The sequence below is a fragment of the Streptomyces sp. NPDC093097 genome, from assembly GCF_044754325.1.
In the GTDB taxonomy this organism is placed as follows: Bacteria; Actinomycetota; Actinomycetes; order Streptomycetales; family Streptomycetaceae; genus Streptomyces.
Genome location: NZ_JBIVOW010000029.1, coordinates 34751 through 53866 on the forward strand (window position 1 = coordinate 34751; position 19116 = coordinate 53866).

Annotated in this window: 25 protein-coding genes and 1 pseudogene; 22 read left to right on the top strand and 4 right to left on the bottom strand. The window is 69.1% G+C overall.

Features of this window, described 5'->3' with window-relative positions:
* Positions 1–413: 413 nt before the first annotated feature.
* Positions 414–992 (top strand): hypothetical protein, encoded by a 579-nt coding sequence (locus ACIQE0_RS34400; protein WP_402339280.1) that lies wholly within the window; start codon positions 414–416, stop codon positions 990–992.
* A gap of 34 nt (positions 993–1026) precedes the next feature.
* On the opposite strand, the gene ACIQE0_RS34405 is transcribed toward ACIQE0_RS34400, so the two are convergent.
* On the bottom strand, positions 1027–1854 hold the full coding sequence (locus tag ACIQE0_RS34405; RefSeq protein ID WP_402339282.1) for a hypothetical protein: 828 nt from the start codon (positions 1852–1854) through the stop codon (positions 1027–1029).
* 1 nt (position 1855) lies between these two features.
* Positions 1856–2770 carry a sigma-70 family RNA polymerase sigma factor gene (locus tag ACIQE0_RS34410; protein WP_402339284.1) on the bottom strand — a complete coding sequence of 305 codons (915 nt, stop codon included), beginning with the start codon at positions 2768–2770 and terminating at the stop codon, positions 1856–1858.
* 353 nt (positions 2771–3123) lie between these two features.
* On the opposite strand from ACIQE0_RS34410, the gene ACIQE0_RS34415 reads away from it, so the two are divergent.
* The 14 genes from ACIQE0_RS34415 (at position 3124) to ACIQE0_RS34480 (ending at position 14890) form a co-directional block, all read left to right on the top strand.
* On the top strand, positions 3124–3795 hold the full coding sequence (locus ACIQE0_RS34415; RefSeq protein WP_402339286.1) for a hypothetical protein: 672 nt from the start codon (positions 3124–3126) through the stop codon (positions 3793–3795).
* 257 nt (positions 3796–4052) lie between these two features.
* Entirely contained in the window at positions 4053–4319 is a 267-nt protein-coding gene (locus ACIQE0_RS34420) for a WhiB family transcriptional regulator (protein WP_402339288.1), read from the top strand.
* Complete coding sequence (locus ACIQE0_RS34425) at positions 4316–4612, top strand: hypothetical protein (RefSeq protein ID WP_402339290.1); 297 nt, start codon at positions 4316–4318, stop codon at positions 4610–4612. Before ACIQE0_RS34420 ends, ACIQE0_RS34425 begins: the two co-directional genes overlap by 4 nt.
* Before the next feature lie 233 nt (positions 4613–4845).
* Positions 4846–5067 (top strand): hypothetical protein, encoded by a 222-nt coding sequence (locus ACIQE0_RS34430; RefSeq protein WP_402339292.1) that lies wholly within the window; start codon positions 4846–4848, stop codon positions 5065–5067.
* Positions 5068–5096: 29 nt separating this feature from the next.
* The gene (locus ACIQE0_RS34435) at positions 5097–5405 is read left to right on the top strand and encodes a hypothetical protein (protein WP_402339294.1); all 309 of its coding nucleotides are present in this window, start codon (positions 5097–5099) and stop codon (positions 5403–5405) included.
* Between the two features lie 45 nt (positions 5406–5450).
* Positions 5451–5687, top strand: coding sequence for a hypothetical protein (locus tag ACIQE0_RS34440; protein WP_402339296.1), 237 nt, complete (start codon positions 5451–5453; stop codon positions 5685–5687).
* 245 nt (positions 5688–5932) lie between these two features.
* Positions 5933–6202: a hypothetical protein gene (locus tag ACIQE0_RS34445; protein WP_402339298.1), complete on the top strand. Its 270-nt coding sequence runs from the start codon at positions 5933–5935 to the stop codon at positions 6200–6202.
* 66 nt (positions 6203–6268) lie between these two features.
* On the top strand, positions 6269–7594 hold the full coding sequence (locus ACIQE0_RS34450) for a hypothetical protein (RefSeq protein ID WP_402339300.1): 1326 nt from the start codon (positions 6269–6271) through the stop codon (positions 7592–7594).
* Between the two features lie 532 nt (positions 7595–8126).
* Positions 8127–8642 (top strand): hypothetical protein, encoded by a 516-nt coding sequence (locus tag ACIQE0_RS34455; protein ID WP_402339301.1) that lies wholly within the window; start codon positions 8127–8129, stop codon positions 8640–8642.
* Positions 8639–8956, top strand: a complete 318-nt coding sequence (locus ACIQE0_RS34460) for a hypothetical protein (RefSeq protein WP_402339303.1) — start codon at positions 8639–8641, stop codon at positions 8954–8956. The genes ACIQE0_RS34455 and ACIQE0_RS34460 overlap by 4 nt, the downstream gene beginning before the upstream one ends.
* Before the next feature lie 128 nt (positions 8957–9084).
* Positions 9085–11703: an ATP/GTP-binding protein gene (locus tag ACIQE0_RS34465; protein WP_402339305.1), complete on the top strand. Its 2619-nt coding sequence runs from the start codon at positions 9085–9087 to the stop codon at positions 11701–11703.
* A gap of 15 nt (positions 11704–11718) precedes the next feature.
* Complete coding sequence (locus tag ACIQE0_RS34470; protein WP_402339307.1) at positions 11719–12129, top strand: conjugal transfer protein TraB; 411 nt, start codon at positions 11719–11721, stop codon at positions 12127–12129.
* 85 nt (positions 12130–12214) lie between these two features.
* Positions 12215–14305, top strand: a complete 2091-nt coding sequence (locus ACIQE0_RS34475) for a chromosome segregation protein ParM (RefSeq protein WP_402339309.1) — start codon at positions 12215–12217, stop codon at positions 14303–14305.
* A gap of 33 nt (positions 14306–14338) precedes the next feature.
* A complete protein-coding gene (locus ACIQE0_RS34480) occupies positions 14339–14890 on the top strand; it encodes a hypothetical protein (protein WP_402339311.1) in 552 nt (183 codons plus the stop codon).
* A 162-nt stretch (positions 14891–15052) separates the two neighbouring features.
* On the opposite strand, the gene ACIQE0_RS34485 is transcribed toward ACIQE0_RS34480, so the two are convergent.
* On the bottom strand, positions 15053–15808 hold the full coding sequence (locus ACIQE0_RS34485) for a hypothetical protein (protein WP_402339313.1): 756 nt from the start codon (positions 15806–15808) through the stop codon (positions 15053–15055).
* Positions 15809–15852: 44 nt separating this feature from the next.
* Between ACIQE0_RS34485 and ACIQE0_RS34490 the strand changes: the two genes are divergently transcribed.
* The 7 genes and pseudogenes from ACIQE0_RS34490 (at position 15853) to ACIQE0_RS34520 (ending at position 18608) form a co-directional block, all read left to right on the top strand.
* Positions 15853–16200 carry a hypothetical protein gene (locus ACIQE0_RS34490; protein ID WP_402339414.1) on the top strand — a complete coding sequence of 116 codons (348 nt, stop codon included), beginning with the start codon at positions 15853–15855 and terminating at the stop codon, positions 16198–16200.
* A gap of 47 nt (positions 16201–16247) precedes the next feature.
* Positions 16248–16604 (top strand): annotated as a pseudogene (locus ACIQE0_RS34495) (RRQRL motif-containing zinc-binding protein); the annotation flags it as partial.
* A gap of 19 nt (positions 16605–16623) precedes the next feature.
* Positions 16624–17025 carry a hypothetical protein gene (locus tag ACIQE0_RS34500; RefSeq protein ID WP_402339315.1) on the top strand — a complete coding sequence of 134 codons (402 nt, stop codon included), beginning with the start codon at positions 16624–16626 and terminating at the stop codon, positions 17023–17025.
* 111 nt (positions 17026–17136) lie between these two features.
* Positions 17137–17712 carry a hypothetical protein gene (locus ACIQE0_RS34505; RefSeq protein WP_402339317.1) on the top strand — a complete coding sequence of 192 codons (576 nt, stop codon included), beginning with the start codon at positions 17137–17139 and terminating at the stop codon, positions 17710–17712.
* Positions 17702–17908: a hypothetical protein gene (locus ACIQE0_RS34510; protein WP_402339319.1), complete on the top strand. Its 207-nt coding sequence runs from the start codon at positions 17702–17704 to the stop codon at positions 17906–17908. The genes ACIQE0_RS34505 and ACIQE0_RS34510 overlap by 11 nt, the downstream gene beginning before the upstream one ends.
* Positions 17905–18135, top strand: coding sequence for a hypothetical protein (locus ACIQE0_RS34515; protein WP_402339321.1), 231 nt, complete (start codon positions 17905–17907; stop codon positions 18133–18135). The genes ACIQE0_RS34510 and ACIQE0_RS34515 overlap by 4 nt, the downstream gene beginning before the upstream one ends.
* Positions 18132–18608: a hypothetical protein gene (locus tag ACIQE0_RS34520; protein WP_402339323.1), complete on the top strand. Its 477-nt coding sequence runs from the start codon at positions 18132–18134 to the stop codon at positions 18606–18608. The genes ACIQE0_RS34515 and ACIQE0_RS34520 overlap by 4 nt, the downstream gene beginning before the upstream one ends.
* A gap of 2 nt (positions 18609–18610) precedes the next feature.
* Here the strand turns inward: ACIQE0_RS34520 and ACIQE0_RS34525 are convergent, their stop codons facing one another.
* Positions 18611–19084 (bottom strand): hypothetical protein, encoded by a 474-nt coding sequence (locus ACIQE0_RS34525; RefSeq protein WP_402339325.1) that lies wholly within the window; start codon positions 19082–19084, stop codon positions 18611–18613.
* Between the last annotated feature and the right edge of the window lie 32 nt (positions 19085–19116).

Genomic DNA, 19116 nt, shown 5'->3' on the forward strand with positions numbered 1-19116 from the left:
CGGCGCTGCCCAGTGGACCTATCTCATCTCCACCCCCACCAGGGGTGAGATGTGCCCGCGCCCAGACCGACGCGGAAGCATGAAGAAGGCACCCGGCCCCGGAGCGACGTGCACGTCATCGCTACTACGGGGGTGGGTGCCTTGTGTGTCTGACAGAAGGTACGGGTACCCTCATTCATGTCGAGACCATTCCTATGCTGGTCTGCGGCCGTGCCCCGGAGTGCAGCCTCGCGGGGCTTAGCCATGTCTGTATTGATCTTATTCGCAGACACACTACCCCTCTCACGGCACCCAACGACACTCCGCCACATGCTGTGTCGGCCTTGCACAGACCGTTCCTGACGGTGCACCAGCTCGAAGAGGCCCCGGCCCTTCGCGAAGTCCTGGGAACCTGGACCGGCATGATGAGCAGCATGCATGCGACGCTGACCGACCCTCTGGACGTGGACACCTTCGCCAAGCCTGCGCAACAACGCCGCTTCGCTGCGGCGATGGAGCGGATCGCTGCCAGCCGAGCCCACGGAGCCCGGGCGCGCGTCTACGTCAGCGCGGCCCCCAGAACGATGAACAGCCCGAAGTGGGACAGCTGGCTTGCACAGATCACCGAAGAACTGCCTGACGGCGTTGAGGTCCTCCACTACCGCAACACCTTCACCAACGACCGCCCGTACGACTGGGACAACCTCGTTGACACACTCGACGGCCTTGTAATCGTCGGCAAGCAGAAGCGGGCCGGCAGCCGCGTCTACCTTCTCGGCCCCATCGCCCGCCTCGAATTGCGCTCGCTCATCGCGCGAAAACCTGTACTCCTTCATGGCCACAACCTCGGGCTTATCCCCGTCATCGACTGCCAGAGCCAGATCCTCCCCCCAGAAGACGCACCGCGGCTGAAGCTCATCGCGCCGAAGAGGTGGCAGCGGGACGCTACGACGCTCAATGCCGCACTCAACGCCCTCAATCCAGCCCATGGGAAGGCAGCAGAGTGTGTGTGACGCGCCTGGTGCGCAGGCAGCGCTCACGCCGCGATCACCGCTCTCCAAAGTGGGTCGCGTGTGCGGCGGTCGCATCGTCAGAGCGCTTGAACCGCGGCCACCGCTCGCCAACGGGATCAGCGAGTTCGGTTTCCCTGGTGCGCGTGATCAGGGCTGCCGGCCCTTCGAGGCGCAGCAGGTCGAGGAGCTGCGCCCAGCTCAGGAGGTCGAAGGTGTCCGCAAGACGACTCGCGCCGTCGGTGAGGAGAGCTGCCTGTTGTACTTGGGCAACGTCGGTGGCCCCAATGATCGCTTCGTCGGCTGCAGCGGGGTCGGTTGATGCCACCCAGTAGCCGCCAGGCTGGTTTCGAAGGCGACGTTGGACGGTGACGAGCTCGGAGACTCGAGCGGCGTGCTCGGAAGTGCCAGTCGGCCCCCGAAGCGCGGCGCGCATCTCATCACCTGCCACCTCCTCGACCCGCTTGTCGGTGATGGTTCGGATGCCCTCGCTGCCGAGGTCCAGGACGAGAACGTTGTCCGAGAGCACCAGGTGCTCGAGAACCTGCCCCCGCTCCCGAATTATGACGACGGTTGAAGCGGGAACGGCCTCCTGGCTCAGCGCACAGGTGTCACGATGTCGCTCATTGATCTCGGAGATGGCGCCTCGCAACGCTTCGCGAAGGGACACCGTATCGTCACCAATCAAGTTGATCAGGCATGTGCCGAGCTGACGCACGAACCATGGGGTGCCATGGACGCATCCCATGGGTAGGTCCGAGGGCGCGGACAGGCCGTCCAATACCACGACTCCTACGGGGCTGACGAAGACGCCGTCCTCGTTCGCGTTTCCCACGCCTTGAGCCGATGCGATGGATACCTGCACGTCATGCCCCTTCCGGGCGGTAGAAGGGCGTGATGCGCTCGCTACTGACAATCTCCAGCGTGTCAGGGTGAAACTCGCTCGAGATCAGGGTCGAGAAACGCTTCGCCTTCAGCTCACGGTGAATATTGGGGAGTTCCCTGGTCAGCCAGTGCACAACCCCGCCAGAGCCGCGGGCGTGGATGCCAGCGACGTACAAAAAGGTGCCTTGCCCGTCTGGCCGCGGGAGTCGGCCGAAGTAGGCGACGTCGCCGTTCCCACCATGGTCCATAGGGGATCGAAACACGTGACCAGTGTTCCGATCGACGAGATGCCAGCCGTCGTCATCCTTGCCGAACCGCAGATGCGGGTCGCTCTCCAGGATCTGCTCGATCAAGGGCGAGAGCCGTGGGCCACAGATGACAATCAGGTTGTTTCGGTTGAGGCGTACGTTTCCCCCGAGGGGGATCCGCTCGAAGGTGACCTCAAGGCCGACCTCTTCGGCCAGGTCGCGCAGGCACTCGTAGGTCTGCACGTCTTCGGTGGCGATGACCGGTCCCTGAACGGGCTTGCTGCGGCCGTCCTGCAGCTTGCCGTCTTCGAGCTTCTCGGCGAGCGCGACGGTCAGCCGTCCAGATCCAAGGAACAGGCGTTCCGGGGGCGCCCCCTTGGCTAGCTGGCTGACACGCCCCTTGCTGATGCCCAGTTCGGCTGCCAACTGGGTGGCGTTCAGTTGGCCTACGCGCAGCGCCTCGTTCATCGCCTCGTTCCGCACGGCCTGGAACTCGTTGCCGTAGTCCTGGACGCGGCCGATCAGGGAGTGGGCGGACCTGGCTCGCTCCAGAGGGTCCGCCAACTCCTTCAACCTGGCCAACGCGACATCGAAAGTCGCATCGAGCTGCCCTCTTTCCGCCGACAGGGCGTCGTTGAGCTGGTCCATGCGAGCCTCCCTTCATGAGTGTCATGTTTACCCCATTAAACCGCATGGGTTCAAGGTGGTTGACGCGACTCCATGGCGAGCCCTAAGGTCTCGGTAGTCGAAAGTTTAGGGCGCTAAATCTCTCGATTGCGTTAGCTATACCAACAGGTCAAGCGCCCGAAGCAGTGGTTCGTCCGCCCTCAGGGGTGGCCGGGAGTTGATAGCACCACCAAATCCCCCGGGTTCTCGACCACTGCGTGCACGTCGCAGCGCTATGCGCTGTCCATCCCCCAGGCACGCCGGGTCCCCGGCGTGCCTGGAGGGCGGAGAGAACACCGCGACCACCCCATCCCCTCCCACGTGAGGAGTTCCCCATGGCCATCACCTCTGCGATGCCCGCGACGACCGCAATGCCCACAGCCAAGAAGCGGCCGCGGCGGACCCACACGAAGCGGGTCAGTCACCTGCCCGCTATCAAGCTCTCCCAGATCCCGCCGTCGGACATCGACCTGCGGGACCCGTTGAAGGCGGTCCTCCACTGCCGGAACTGCAACACCTGGTGCCCCATCACCGGTATGCAGGGGCGGGAGCAAAAGCTCGTCCCGCACCACACCGGCAAGGCCGGTGAGGAGCCCCCGATCCGCTGCCGTAACAGCAACCGTCTCGTCGAGTTCGACCTGACGCTGCCCGAGTGGCACCAGACCCTGGCCGATGCGCACAAGGACACACTGTCCCGCCGCCCGACTAACGTGCTCCGCAAGCCGAAAGTGCAACCCGCCCCGGCAGTCAGCCAGATCGCCTCCCAGCAGCAGGCGGACGACGACGGCGACGGGCGCACCCTCTGGTTGGTGCGGGAGATGGGGTGGGCGTCGACGCAGCGCGCGGTCCGCGACACCGACGCGCGGCGCATGCAGCGGCCCGACGGGCAGGCCCCGGCCGAGGGCCCCGTTCTCCCGCTGGAGCCCGCGGACCTCGATGGGTACGCGAAGCGCCAAGCCGAACTCGGCGAGACGTATCGCCCGCGGTGTTCCGCGGGCACAGCCTGAGACGTACCAGACCAACGACCACGGCCCTGGTCGCCCCGATGAGGGCGACCAGGGCCGTGGCCTGTTCGTACGGAGCGGCCACTCCCCCACCGGGGAGCCAAAGCGACAGCCCCCGGGCGCAACCGGAGGCTGTCAGTACCAGGACCTGCATCGGAGGACCTGATGATCCACAGCATCGCACAACACCACACCCCATCCGACTCCGATCCCGACATGGATGAGGCCCTCCGCCGCGTCCGCGCAGGACGGTGAGCGGCATGGACTGGCTTCACCGCGCGGCCTGCCGCGACGAAGACCCCGACCTGTTCTTCCCCGCCGGCGACACCGGCCCGGCCGTGCTGCAGATCCGGGAGGCGCAGGCCGTGTGCGCTCGCTGTCCTGTGGTGCGGCAGTGCCTCGACTGGGCGCTGGTCACGCGTCAGACCCATGGTGTGTGGGGCGGTCTGTCCGAGGGGCAGCGCCGTGAGCTGAAGCGTGCGGCTCGTCGTCGGACCTCGAGCACTGCGATGGAGGTGGCGGCATGACCGCCGACCTCACGACTGCCGTCGGGCTGTTCGACCGGTTGGAGGCCGAGATCTGGCCGATGCCACGCATCAGCACCATGGCCGAGCCGCTGACTGGAGCCACGGAGGAGGACCTCAACGAGGACCTCGACCGCGACTACTCCCAGAAGCAGCTCGACGAGATCCTCGGCGAGGGCCGGACCTATCAGGCCGCGTCCAGCGAAATCAGCGGAGGCTTCTGCGGGAACTGCGGCCAGCCCGTGACCACCTGCAACGGCACGTACACCTGCACGGCCTGCGGCCACAACGGCTGAACGACGGCCCTCCCGCGACCGTTTCCGACTCTGGATCGACCCTGATCACCACTCACATACGCCGGGCTCGTGCCGCGCTGTACCTCGCGGAGCGGGCCTCGGATCGTCACGGCCCCGGCCACCCACTGTCCCGAACGTTGCTGGCGGCCGCCGCGGTGGCCGCCAGCGCGCTGTGGGAGGCCGGCCACCCCGTCCACGTCCTCCACACACTCCGCTCTCGCCGAGGAGATGCGATGACGCCCGCCCATTTCCGCTCCACGCACGGCCCGTACCGCGACTGGACTGCTGCCGACTACGAAGCGTACGAGCACCTCATCGAACGAGACGACCCCGCCCTGGCCTGCGCCGCCATCAACGGCCTGATCGTCACCGGCCGGCGCACCACCAACGGCGAAGTCGTCGTCGACCTCGCGCCCACCACCACCGCCCACCACGCCCTGGCCCTCACCGACTAACCACCCGCGCCCCAAGGGAGTCCGCGCACATGACCGCCACCGAGACCTGGCCCGAGGGCGTCATCATCCGCTTCCTCACGGTCGCCGGCGAGGCCCTGCGTGACCCGAACCTGACCGTCGACATGAGCCTCGCCGACCACACCCGGTTCGCCACCGCGGCCTGCAACGGCTGCGGCACCACGCACACGCCCGTCGACTACGAGGCCTACTACCTCGACTGCGAGTACAGCCCCGAGGCGGCCGCCGAGCGGGCGCTCGCCTCCGCCCGCGTCGACGCCGCCAAGTGGGCCCAGGCCCACGCCGAGAAATGCCGCGCGATCCCCCGCCCCTCGGTCTGACCACCAGCTCGACCGCCCGCCACTTCACGTCCTGAGGAGAACACCGTGCCCCGCCGCCACCGGCAAACCGCCACCACCGCACCCCAGCTGACCGACCAACAGCTCGACGTCCTGCACTGGGCCGCCGTAGCGCTTGCGCTACGCGAAATCGCCGAGCGCGACGGCCACCTCACCGCCGCCAAGAGCGCCACCTACGGCCGGTACCAGCAGGCCGCCCAGGCACACGGGTTCACCGACGCCGATGTGCGCGGCTACCGCGATCGGCTCGCCGCAGCAGCCTGACCGCCCGCTCCGACGGTTGCCTCCCCGGCCCGCGCCACCGACCTCGGTGGCGCGGGCCGAGTCGCAGGCAACCGGACAGCCCGGACCACCACCTGACGAGCAGCAATGACCCGCCTCGGTCCTGACTACGAGCGCGACCACACGAACTGCGCCGCTCATCTCGCACCGCACACAACGGAGGTACCCATGTCCGCGAAGCTCCGCCGCTCCATCGCTCCATGCAGACGCTGATGAAGCACTTGCCCGTGACGGTCTCACTCATTGTCGGGGTCGGCGTCGGGGGAGCGCTCGCCGGCTACCACGTCCCCAGCCCACTGGCGCTCCTCTGCCAGATCGGCATGGCCCTGGCCGCCCACCAGGCCGTCGAGATGACCTTCGATGGCGGATTCAGCTCCACCTACCGCTGCCAGCAGCCCGGCTGCGCCTTCGTCGCCCGCGTGACGACCAACAACGCCGGTGAGCGCCGGCGCTGGCAGGAGATCGCCACCGACCACCCGCACAACGACTGGCCCTGAGCCGGCTGCACGAAGGTCCGCAGAAGCGGGCGCTTCCAATCCACTTACTCCTAGAGAGGCGAGGAGATGACAGAACCGACCGAGAAGGCGTTGACCACCGGCCAGCGCGTCATCCTGAGCGCGGCTGCCGTGCCGATGGTCGTCATCGGTGCCGTCGGTGGCTACGCCACGTACTCCAACATCGAGGCGGTGACTCACCAGTCGGCGACTGCGATGGGCGTCGTCGCGGCCGGGGAGGGCGCCACCTTGATCCTGGCCCTGGTCTACGTCGGCTTGACGCTGCTGGGCCAGTCGTCCCCCGCGATCGTCCGGCTGGGGCTGTGGGCGCTGCCCGCCGTCGCCTCCGTGACAGGTGCGGTGGTGGCCCAGAACTCCCGTGGCGCCCTGATCTACGCCGTGACACCGATGGCGATGTGCGCGGCCGCCGAGGGCCTTGGCCTCGTGGCACGCCGCATCGTGATCTACTGCACCGGCGTCAACAGCGAGCAGCGCCGCCGCAACGCCGCCACTCTGCAGAAGCTGGCCTACCTCAGGGCCCGGGCTGCCAAGCACCCGGGTGAGCGGCAGCGCCGGAGGGCTGAACTGAAGTCCTGGAGGGTCGCCCAGCAGGTCGGCGCGGGCGATGAAGCTCTCGGCGGCGAACTCGTGACGGACCAGCGGGAGCGTCTCAAGGAGATCGCCGGCGACGCGCTGGTGACCATGTTGGCCGTGCCGGCAACCCCCGCCCTCACCGCGTCCGTGACGCCCGCGGTGAGCGCTGGCGAAACCCGTAACGGGTCCACGACGGACGGTGTCACGGAGACCGGCGACCAGCCCGCACTTGTGACGCCATCCGTGACAGCGGACGGCAACCGAGATGCCTTCGAGCACGACGCCTCAGCGCCCGTGACGGGGGGAGTCGCGCAGGTCAAGCCGCGAACCGTGGCGCAGGCGTCACGCCCTACCGAGACGGCCACGGATTCCGTGACGCCCCCGGCCGTCACGGATGAGCCGAGCGTCTCGGACGGGACTGTCACGAAGGAGCAGAGCGTGACGCAGGACGCCGTCACGAACGACGACGCGTCACACCTGGGCGGGCCCACGCTCGATGAGGTCGCGACCGTGGCGGGCGTGCCCACACCGCAGACCGGGGTGCGGCTGACCGACGAGCAGCTCGTGGTCGTCCTGCGCCACCTGCGCTACTCAAAGAACCCGCCGCTGTCCTACCGCCAGGCCCAGGACGCCTACCGCCAGGCCGGCTACGTCGGCGGCGAGAAGCGAGTCCGCGTCGCATGGGGAACGCTGATGCAGAACGAGGGCCTCAGCGACGAGGTCGAGGAAGCCGAGGAGACCCCGGCCGGGGACGACACCGACGAGGCCGCGGACGACCACCCCGCCGGACCTCGCCACTAGGGCGCTGAGCAGCTGCTTTCTGGCGCAACCGACTGTGGGCCCGAGGCGCTCAACCCGCCTCGGGCCCACAACCGCGCAGCGGCATCGCCGCACGCCGCACCATCCTGCCGCACGAACTGATCGCAACTGCCGCACGCGCCGAGATCAGCCCGTGCGGCGCCTCCCAACAGCCACTTCACCACCTACTTCGGACGACCGCATCAAGGACTCGGAGCGCCGTCGCCCAGCACTGACCTGAACTCCATTGTCCGGCACCACCAGTGGCGGTCAGCCTCCCGCGGAGGCTGACCGCTGCCGCGACTGCCGGAAGCACCCAGCAGTCAAAACGACCGGCGAGTGAGTCGGCGAGCGACCTGACGAGTGAGCTCTGCGGCCGGACCGCAGCAGCGAGCAGACCCAGGAAGCAGACCCGACGAGCAGACCCGGCACCACCAAGAGTGCCCAGCTCACCGCCAGGGCTGGCCCCCACTGGGACTGCCAGAGGCAGTCCCCCCCCGGAACACCAGATCCAGCACGCCCCCAGGAGGACCTCGTGGCGACCGACCCGCACAACCCCGCTCCGCGCGGTGCCGCGCAGAGCCCAACCGCCCCCGACAACCACCCTCTGCGTGACGTCGCGCAGAGCCCGGAGGCAACCGCCCGGTACCTGGCCGACGTTCAGCGCGTCCTGCTGGACATCGGCAAGAACCTGGAGACTCTCGCGCACGAGACCCGCGTCCACCTGCGCGACACGCACGTGGAAGGCGACCGCTGGTACCACGCCCGGCTGCGCGCGATGCCCGTCGAAAAGGCCCTCGGGAACGTGCTCAAGAACCTGCACAACCTCACGGCGGGCCTGGAAAAGAGCGCCTATAAGCGCCGCGCTCACGACGAGGTCGTTGTTAATACGGCCAAGGACCGGAAGGAAAAGGAGCGGGAGAAGCAGCAGAAGAAGAACTCGCCGATGATCCAGTCCGTTCCCAACTCGCCGCAGATGGATGCGCAGAGCCCGAAAACCGGCTACAGTGGTCCCACGTCGATTTACACCATCGATAGGGAGTCGGCGTGAACCGCCCGCTCACCAGCGTCGAACGCTCCGAAGAGCGACGACGAAACTGGTTGAAGGAAGAGGCGAACAAAGCCCGCGAATCTCGCGGCGAGCGCGGACAGATGGAATTCTGGCTCCGCCGCACGCGATCTCGAATCGCCAAGAACGCCAAAGCCGAACGCTCCGAACGATCCGACGTCTACGTCGGATTCGCTCAGGTCTGCCGCCTGTTCAGCACCGCGTTGGACAAGCGCGCGGAGGGCGACGAACGGATCTGGAGAGACCTGCTGCAGTACGCGGAGCAGGTCCTCGCACACCACCCCCCGCGTGACTGAACGTCACCAGCGAAGGCCCCGCCGGGCTCCGGCGGGGCATCGCGCGCGTAACGGCGTGCACACGTGCACGTGCACACGCGTGCACACGAGACCCCACGCTCTGTCAAGTCCCAGAAGGGAGGCGCACCGTGTCCGATGTGGACGACCCGAACGGCATCCTGCTCCGCGGCCCCTGGGCTGGTGATTCCTACACGCCGCCGCCGATGCCGGATTACGCCGACACCAATCCGCCGCCGCAGAACATTCGCTCAGCTCCGCCGGAGGCGCCGGAAGAGACGACCATGGAACTTCCGCCGATTCCGGCTGCCCCGGACCCGGCGACAGCGCTGCGCTCCGAAGGCATTACGGCGCCGGAAACCGATGAAAATGACGACGAATACGAGGAAGGCGAATATCGGCAGCCGCGTTCTCTCGCTGACCGTCTCGGCGACTGGCTTGAATTTCGACTGGAAAGGGCGCGGGCGGCTCATGAAAGCGAAGTGCCGTTCCGTGAAGCCGAAGTAGCACGAAAGGCGGCGCTGCTGGAGGGCCGCACCGCGCAGGAAGTCGCGATGATGGAGCACAACGGAAAGCTCCAGGCCGCGATGATGAAAGCGAAGGGCGATAAGGCGGCGGCGCGCGGAAAGGCCGACGCCGAGCGGGCGCGCGCCTCGGGCCTGGGGTCGGACTCGGGCCGCTCCAAGTCCGGTGGCGGGGCCGGCCCGTCGCGCGGTGGCGGAGGAACGGGCGCTGGGCCCCGGGGCGGTCAGGGTCGCGGTGGCCCCAACTCGACTGACCGGGGCGACCGTTCAGGCGCGAGGCCGACCGGGGCCGGAACCGGCAAGGGGGGCGGGAAGGGCCCTGAGCGGTCACCTGACGGACGCAAGGGCCCTGCTGGGCCCAAGGAGTCACCGAAGGCTCCCAAAGGCCGCCAGGACGGCTCTGGCGGCTCGGGAGGATCCGGTAAGGGCGGGGGAGCGGGGAGCCCCGGCAAGAACGGCGGACCCGGCACCGGAGGGAAAGCCGGCGGATCCGGCGGGGGCACCAAAGGCAACGGATCAGGCGGCGGAGGCAAAGGCGGCTCGAAGGGCGGCGACGGCCCGTCGCAGCGCAACACCTCCGGCGCGGCGGGCGGCGAATGGGCACGCGGCCGCCAGGAGCGGGCCAGCGCCCGCCAAGCCGCTCGGCTGGAACGTCGCCGTACCCGCCAGGACGCGGGCCTCGCCGACCGCACCCGAGACCGCGACCAGGACCGCGCGAACAGGCAGACCACGTGGGAGGAACGGCGCAAGGCGAAAGCTGAACGCGCCGCACGCAAGGAGCAGGCCAAGCAGGACCGCAAGGACCGAAAGGACCGTGAGGCGGGCGAGGCGCGCTCGAAGGGTGAGGACGTCGATCCCGGCCGGGTGACGCTCGGCGAAGCGCTGATGCAGGAGGCCCAGCGGCGTTGGGGAGAGCGCCGCGAGGCCGAGAAGGACGAAGCGGCGAAGGCCAAGGCCGCCAAGGACAGCGAGAAGGGCGAGGCCGGGGACGAGGCCAAGGAGACCACCGACGACGAGACCCCTGCCGCTGAGCCGAAGGTCGACCTGACCAAGGACGAGGACAAGGACGGCTCGGCGCCTGAGGAAGGTGTCGAAGCCACTGCCGCGACCTCGTCGGGCCCGGAGAAGGTCAACCTGTCGAAGGACAAGGGCGGGAAGACCAAGGAGACGCCCAAGAAAGACCCTGACGGCGCCTCTGACACCAGCGAAGCCCCCGCCAGCGGCAACGGGCCGGAGGAGGCCGGAAAGGCCGCTGGAGGCCCGACTGAGGGGCCCGAGAAGAAGGCGGGCGTCGGCGCGGAGGACGCCGCCTACTCCCCGCCGAGCGACTCTGGCAACGCCTACCGCCAGTACCAGCAGTTCGACCCTCCCCACGACCCCCGCCACGAGGCGCCGTTCGACGGATACGAGGAGACCACTCCGCCCCGCGGATGGCAGGCAGGGCAAGACGCGTGGTCGGAGTTTTGGACGAAGAGGCGAGCACAGCGCGAACGGCTGCGGGACTGGTGGAAAGCCACATGGGCCCGCCAGGAGACACCGCGCGACGAACCCGGCACCTTCAAAACGGCCGAGGGGGCTGCGAAAAGCGTGCCGCCCAACATGGCGTGGACGTGGGTCGGCCGCGAGGACCGCACGCCGCGTCGGCCACCACAGGCGCAGGCCGACGAGGACTACCCGGAAGCGGAGATCGTCGGGCCCGCGGCGCTCCCGCGTGCCCCTGAGCCGCACACCCAGCGGCCCGGCACCAGCCGTCCCACAGCGAAGGAGAACACCGTGTCCGACCAACCCGCCGCCCGCGTCGGCAAGGCCCGCGCCTCCAGCAAGCCGGGCCAGGCCGGACTCGCCGCCGAGCACCGCACCGACATCACCTTCGGCGAGTACCTGGTGGAGATCGCCAACATCGCCCTGGGCGCCAGCGAGGTGAAGGAATCCGCCGAGGCCACGGCCAACGAGCTGGGCAAGGTCGTCGGCGCCCTCAAGGACATGGCGACCGACCTGATGGGCCATCACAACATCGCAACCGAGGTCACCAACCAGCTGGCGGACATGGCCGACGACGCTCGCCGCACGAAGGCCCAAACCGAACGGGCCGCAGGCGAGTGCGCCCTCGCCGCGGAGACCGCCCAGACGGCGGCCGTGAGCGTCGCCCGTACCTACAGCGAAGACCTCAACGCCATGGACGCCGGCGGCGTGACCTACGCGTCGTCCGCGGCCCACCACGACTGAGCAGGAAGGAACACCATGAGCGAACTCATGCCCTACCAGAGCCGCCCGGTCGCGAATCTCATCGGCGAGAACCGCTTCAAGGCCGTGCAGCACAAGCTCAAGACGCTGGCCAAGGCCCTGGACAGCGCGGTCGCCGACCTCGCCGCCGTCCAGGTCCGCATGAAGCACTACGCCAACCGCTCCGAGACCCTGGCGCGCCACATCGACGACGCCGATCTCGACCCGAAGTTCGTGGCCATGCAGGACGTGGTGTCGGTCGCACTGGGCGGCGCATCTCAAGAGCTCTTCAGGCTCCAGCAGATGGTCAGTGACCTCTCGAACAGCGCCGAGAGCGCCAGGGCCGGCCACGCCCGCATGTACGGGCCGCTCGACGAAGTCCGTGACCGCCCCGAGAAGACCCCGAAGGCCGGCTTCTTGATCCGCTGACCTGCCCACCACCCTCTCCCCCCTCACCGGGCGGCCCCGCACACCAGCGGGGCCGCCCTCATCAGTTTCCGAAGGAGTGACACCGGTGACCACGCCGCGCAGTGTCGTGCTCGAACGCCTCGCCTACACCCTGGCCGCGCCGGTCCTCGCCGCGGCCCCGAACCTCGCCCCGGACAGCCCCATCAACACCGTCGTCGTGCTGGCGGGCGCCGGCGCTGCCGTCGGCACGGTCATGGCCGCCAAGAACGGTGAGCTGGGCGCCGGCCGCAAGATCCTGCGCTGCTCCCCGCTGCTGCTGGCGGCCGCCGTCGACGTCGCGTCCAAGAACACCACCGGCTGGGGCCTGGACGCTGTGCTGGCCACCGCCTGGGCCGCGCTCGGCTGCGTGGTGCTGCCATTCTCCCGGCACGCCCGCCGCCACCACCGCCCCGCCGTCGCCGCCCCGACCCCCGCCCCGTCTCCCGAGCCGCGGCTTGCCCTCGCACCGCAGCCCGTGGTCCAGCCCGACGACGGCGCCAACGCGTTCACCCGCGAGGTCCGCCGCCTGTGGGAGCACCGCGGCAGCCCCGGCGACACCGTGGTGGTCACGGCCTCCCCCCACCCGGGCATGCCCCACGACCTGACCGTGCTGCTGCGCGCCGCCCAGCCCGGGCGGCCCATCACCGGCCTGACCGACGACGACGTCGCGGCCGTCTTCGCCGTTGAGGTCTCCGACGTCCGCATCGAGGCGGTGGCGCGGCAGTACGGCCGCGAGAGCGGCCCGGGCTGGAAGCAGGCGCACGTGACCCCCGACGCGGGCGAGAAGCGCCGCAAGAGCCCCACCCCCCACCAGTGGTGGGCCGACAAGATCGGCGCGGCGCGCGGCCCGATCGCTGGCAGCGAGTTCGTCGACAAGGTCCGTGACGATGAGCGCCGGGTCACCCACTACATCGCCCGGGTCCCGGACGAAGCCGGTGAACCGCAGGTCAACCTGCACGCGTTGGCCGCCGCGCTGAAGACCAAGTACGACGAAGGGCGGGTGTTCGTCACCCTCGACGGCAGCAGCAAGGTCCTAGTCTCCCTGTGGGACTCCAGCCCCCTCGCGCAGGTCTTCCCCGCCACCCGTGAACTGCTCACCCCCGACGCCCAAGGCCGGTGGGTGACCGGCTACCTGGGCAACGGCCAGCCCGCCCGCAACCGCGTCTACACCGACCGCGGCGCCGCCCACGGCATCTTCGTCGCCCCCTCCGGCGGCGGAAAGACGCAGCTGATGGCCCTGCACGTCGCCGCCGACGCCAACTACGGAGCGGCGGTGTGGCTGGCCACCGAGGCCCCGGACGAGAAGACCGCCGCGCTCGGTCGGCACGTCGACCGCTACGGCGTCGGCGCGCTCTACATGATCCGGCTGCTGCGAGCCCTGGACGCGCTGATGGAGATCCGCGGCGAGATGCCGTGGGACGACGGCCAGGTCCACGAGTGGTCCGGCGACGCAGTCGGCTGCCCCTACTCGCTGCTGAGCGCCTACCTCGACGAGTTCCTCTCCGCCGCCCGGCACGGCCTGTACGGCGCGGAGATCATGGACCTGGCCGAGCGGGTGTCGGTCAAGGGCCGCAAGTACGCCATCGGCATCAAGGTCGCCGGCCAGTCCATCTACGTCCAGGACGGCTTCACGCAGCTGCTCTGCGAGAACCTGCGCGAGAACTGCATCCCGGTGGTGCTGAAGGTGGCACCGAAGAAGATCACCGACATGTTCAAGGCGCTCGGCGTCCCGCCCGAGCACATCCCCGAGCCTCTGCCCCGCTCCTTCTCCCCGGCGGAGGAAGGGCGGATCGAGCGGGTGATGCGCGGCGAGCCCGAGCCGCCCGCCGACTCCAACACCGGCGGCGCCGGCTGGATCGTCGAAAGCAAGCAGCCCGACGTCCTGCGCACCCTCTACATGGACTTCAAGGCCGGCATCGACGACTGCTTCCCTGACGTCGTCGAGCACCTCACCGACCACGAAATCCGCGAACTGGAGGCCCGGGACCTGTGGTTCGACTGGACCGAACCGCCCCGCCCGGGCGAATTCGGCCCCGTACTCGACGACGAGGACGGCGACGCCAAACCCACCCGCCGCCGCAAGGCCGCCGGCTCGACGCCGACCGTCAGCACCGCCGCCCAGGCCCTGGACGCCATCAAGAAACTCAGCAACGCATAACCCGCGCCCGTGCACGTTCCCGTAGGAGCCCCGATGCCCCACACCCCGACCTCCCCCGCACTCGACCACCCCACCCCCAACACGGCCACCACACCACCGGAACTGTCCCTCGACGACCGCCTCACCCTCACCGACGCGGCGATGACCGTCGCCCTGGACCACGCCGCCCTCGCCTACGCCGTCAACACCGCACACCTCACCACCGACCCCGAACCCAACGACCTCGACACCACCCCCACCCCCGCCCCACGCCGACTCCCACCACAGCCTCCGGACGAGCCCCCAACGCCCATCGCCGCCCTACTACAGCGCGCCCACCGACGCCTGCTCACCGACGGCTGGTGCACGAACGTCCTGACCAACCACAACGGCGCACGCTGCCTGCTCGGCGCGATCCACCTCGAAGCCCATGGCGACCAACGCCTCGAGGACAGTGCCCTCGACGTGCTACTGGACGCTATCCGTCGCCAGTTCGGCGACGACGTCGACTCCGTGCCGGCCTTCAACGACGCCTTCGGCGCAGGCCGCATCCCCATTCGCATGCTCGGCCAAGCCGCCCAACACGCCGACGCCCGCGGCCTCTAACCCCTCCGGGCCACCTGCCTCGTGCCCGAACCCGCCCGGTCGGGCACGGGACAGGCCACCCGGCCAGCACCACACCCTTCACCACCCACCAAGGAGAACCCGCCGCCATGCCCTCCAACGACACACCCCGCAACAACCAACAGCGGGCGGAGACGGTCATCTTCAGTCTGTCGACGCCCGCACCGCTTCGTCCCAGGCGTGGACGTTGCGGTGGTGGTTCACGTGCCCCGCGGCGACCACGGACCGGAGTTCCGCGAGATACGGGGTGTTCGCTGGGAGTTCCAGTTGCGCGAGCAGAGCCAGCGCGGCTGCCGGCTCCAGGTCGCCGTAGGCATCGTGGTAGCTGGCCAGCAGGCCCTTGAACAGAGGTCTATGCAGTGCGGGGAGCCGCACGACTGCGCCGTACACCTTCTGCTTAACGGGCCAGGGCACGGGGCCTGAGCAGGCCAGAACTCGTCCGGCACGGCGAAGCAGGCTGTCCGATGCCTCCGCCACAATGTGGTCGATGTCGTTCCCAAGCACCTCGGCGAAAGCCGTCGCGCTGGTGTCGTGATCCTCAAACCAGTCGACCCAGAGCGAGTAGGTGATGGCCTCCGGATCCCGATCCGCCTCCAGCCGTCGGCGATAGCCGTCCCACAGAACGTCGGCGGGCAGAGGCCCCTCCGACCCTTGGTCCGCGAACCGGATCTCGGACGTCACCCAGTAGTCGTCGAGGAGATCCAGCATCCCGAAGGCCAGTCGCACCTGCTCGGCCCCGCCCAGACCCTCATCGCTGAACACCTCGCCAGCCCAGGAGTGCGCGATCTCATTCGCGGTGAGCGGACGCTCCGCCTCGATGTCGACCCACCCGTCACCGACCTCGACAACGCCCCGCTCGGCGAGCCAACGCCGCGCTTCCTCCATCGCTTGCATCTCCATGCGAAAAGTATGACAAGCCTCGCGAAGCGGTCCGACCGCCATGAGTGACTCGGGAACTTATCGGCAACGCTCATGGCGACGGCACACGAAGCAACTCCCGGAAACCTGGCCGCATTCATACCGGATATCGCACGCTCAGAACACAACCTCTTCACCAGCACACCGCCCTGGCCGACGGACGCATCGTCGCCACCGGCATCACCACCCTCGCCTCCGTCCTCGCCCTGCGCGGCCTGACCCGGCGCCCCCTCGTGATCAACCACAACGCCGCCCCCGCCATCCGGCCCGAAATCCACATCCCGGCCCAACCCGGCCCCGACACCCCGCCGAAGAACTTCCGCTCGCTGCGCCCCGGACCCCGCTACCCGCCGCCTCAGCGCCGCAGGACCTAGTCGACGTCGACCCGCATGACCCCGGCGACGGCTCCTTACCGGTCTTCCAGTGGAAGCAAGCCGGGCACGAAAACCTCGCCACCCGCCGCCAGCTGCGGGAGATGGGACTGCGCCCTGGCGGCCAAGAGCCCGTCGCCCGGATCGAATGCCGTGGCGGCCGGCGCTTCGCGTGGCTATACGGGATCGACCTGGCGAAGCCGAAGCTCCCGATGACCCCCGCGAAGGAAGCCGCGCTCGACAAAGCGATGGCAGCACGCCAGACGTGCCCCGGCCCCTGTGGCCGGCGCTACTTCCACTGCCTCCCGCTCAAGACCTTGGGGTCCTGCCTGGAGTGCTTCGACGGCACGCCCGCCGACCACGCCTCCTACATCGCGCCCCCAGCCAAGCACCTGCTTGCAGCCTGAACCGAGAGGACTACCACCCATGAGCACCACCCCCTTCGCCGCCTTCACCGAACCGGACCGCCCCAAGAACCTGCTGATCCGGGCCATCACGGTCGGCGGCAGCCAACTGCCGCGGCCATCCCGCCAGGCGACCGCCTGCCGTCTCCGTGCCGCCCTGCTGGTCGCCGCAGCCGTCCCGCTCGCCGCGGCGACGGCCGCCGTCGCGCTCCGGGCCGGCCACTGGCGGCTGTACGCCGACCGGCACCGCATCAATCTGACGCCCCAGCCCTGCCGCTCCTGCCCCGACTGCCAAGGCGCAGGCGGCTGGTGGGTCGGCGGCGCGAACCCGGAGATGGAGGCGTGCGGCTGCTGGGCGAACCGGCCAGAGCTGCGCGTCCGGCTCTTGCCCGTCCCCGCCTGGCCGGACGAACCCCCGTTCTGAACGACCCGACCCCGGCAGGCGTAGCCGGGGTCGGCCCGCCGGGTGGCCGCGCATCGGCAAAGGACCGGCCACCCCGCTCCCTACCCGAATTCGAGATCAGGAGACCCCAGCATGCACCGTCCCGCCGTCTTCGCCGCCCTGCTCGGGCTGACCCGCGCCGCCAGCGCGGTCGGCGACTACTGGGTTAACGCGGCGAAGGCCGTGTCCACCTTCCCCAGTGTCTCGGTGCGCAGCACGAAGTTGTCGTCCAGGACGAACCGCGGGCCAGGCAGCGGTGTCGCGGTCGTCGAGCGTCGACGTGAAGTTCACCCTTGCCGGTGGCAGTTGGCTGATCGCCAACGTCTGATGAACCCCACCTGTGACACGGAAGCGAGCCCTGCCATGAACGCCACCCATGAATCCGTCACCACTTTCGCGGAGACGTCCGCCCTGTTCGCCGTCATGGACGACGACTTCCCGAAGGCGCGCCGGATCATCGCCGATCTGCTTCCGCACGAGCGGAAGATGTTCGCTGGGCAGCTGACTCGTCTGCTGAACATGCTCGGCGAGCCGTGCCAGGAGTGCGGGGACCTCACCCCCACCACCCTGAGCGTGACCAAGCCCGTCTTCGGCCCGGACAGCCGCTACTTGTGCCGCAAGTGCGCCGGCGTCGCCGATCCCGACGAGGAGACCCGCAGTGACGGCTGACGCATATCTGGTGATCCGCTGCGACGCGGACAAGCCCACCGAGAGCGACGGACGCTGCGGGTCCGAGGGCAGTTGGCCCGTGCGCGTCGAGAACCACTCCGAACTGCGCCGCCTGCTCCGGGACGAGCGCGGGTGGCGGCGACCTCGTCCCGGACGTGACCTCTGCCCCGACTGCTGGAAGGAAGGTCGTCGATGACCTCGATGAGCCACCAGGACCTCACAGAAGCAGAGATTGAGCGCCGGATGGCTGACGCCGCGCGAGCCGAAGAGCAGGGCAGTTACCGCAAAGCGGCCCACCTCTACGACCAACTCGGCAAGGACATCCAGGGCCGGCACGGACGCTTCGACTCCCGCGCGCTCGATGCCTTCGAGGGAATGGCCCGCGCGATCCGCAAAGGCGCCGAGGACGAGGGGGCACGATGACGAACCTGGATCAGGTCGCCACCCTGGCGACGTTCGGCGCAGTGTGGGCCGTCCTCGCGGTGGGCCACAACCTCGCGGACCACGTGTTCGGTCAGAGCGACCGTCAGGCCGCGAACAAGGGGGCGCCGTCGGCGGCCGAGGTCGCCGACGGCGCGAGCCCGCGGCGGGGCTGGGGTGCTTGCCTGGAGCACGTTGCCCAGTACCACCTGGTCATGGCTGTGATGCTGGCTCTGGTCTGGGCCGTCCTGCCGCTTCAGATGTCCTTCACCGGCCTGGCGGCGGGGCTCGCCGTCTCGGTCGTGACGCACGCGTTCCTCGATCGCCGGTGGCCGGTGCGCTGGCTGTTGCAGCACACCGGTTCCCCGGACTTCGCGGAGCTGAAGGCGGCCGGGATGAACGGCATGTATCTCACTGATCAGGCTCTTCACCAGACTGCGCTGCTGGTCTCGGCCTTGCTGATCACGCTGGTGTGACATCAGCGGCGGGCCAGGGGGACGACGCCACGAGCGTCGTCCCCCGGCTCGTGGTTGTGAGCGGGGACGGCATGCCTACCGGCGAACGTACTCAGCTCGCGCCGGAACCGTTCAAGTTCGTCGTCCTTGGTCGCCAGGACGGACAGCAGCAGCCGGTGATGCTCCTTGAGAACGGTGAACTCGGTGTTGGTGCGGGCGAGTATTCCGGTGAGCCGCTGGTTGAGCTCACGCAGTCGGGCGATCCGGACTTCTTTCGGATCGGGCTGCTGGCCCGCCGCCCTGGCGGCCGCCCGCCGCTGTTCGAACTCGTCCTTGAGGTGGCTCCAGGTTCGATAGAGAGACGCGCGGGAGATCCCGGCCTCGCGGGCGAGCGTCTTGGCGTCGCAGGCGCCGCCAGGTGGGATCTGCCCGGACAGGAGCCGGTCTTCCCTGCACCGACTGCGGACGCCCCTCGCGCGTCGTCGCCCGGACAGCACGCGGGCCCATCTGCGAGAACTGCTGGGAGAGG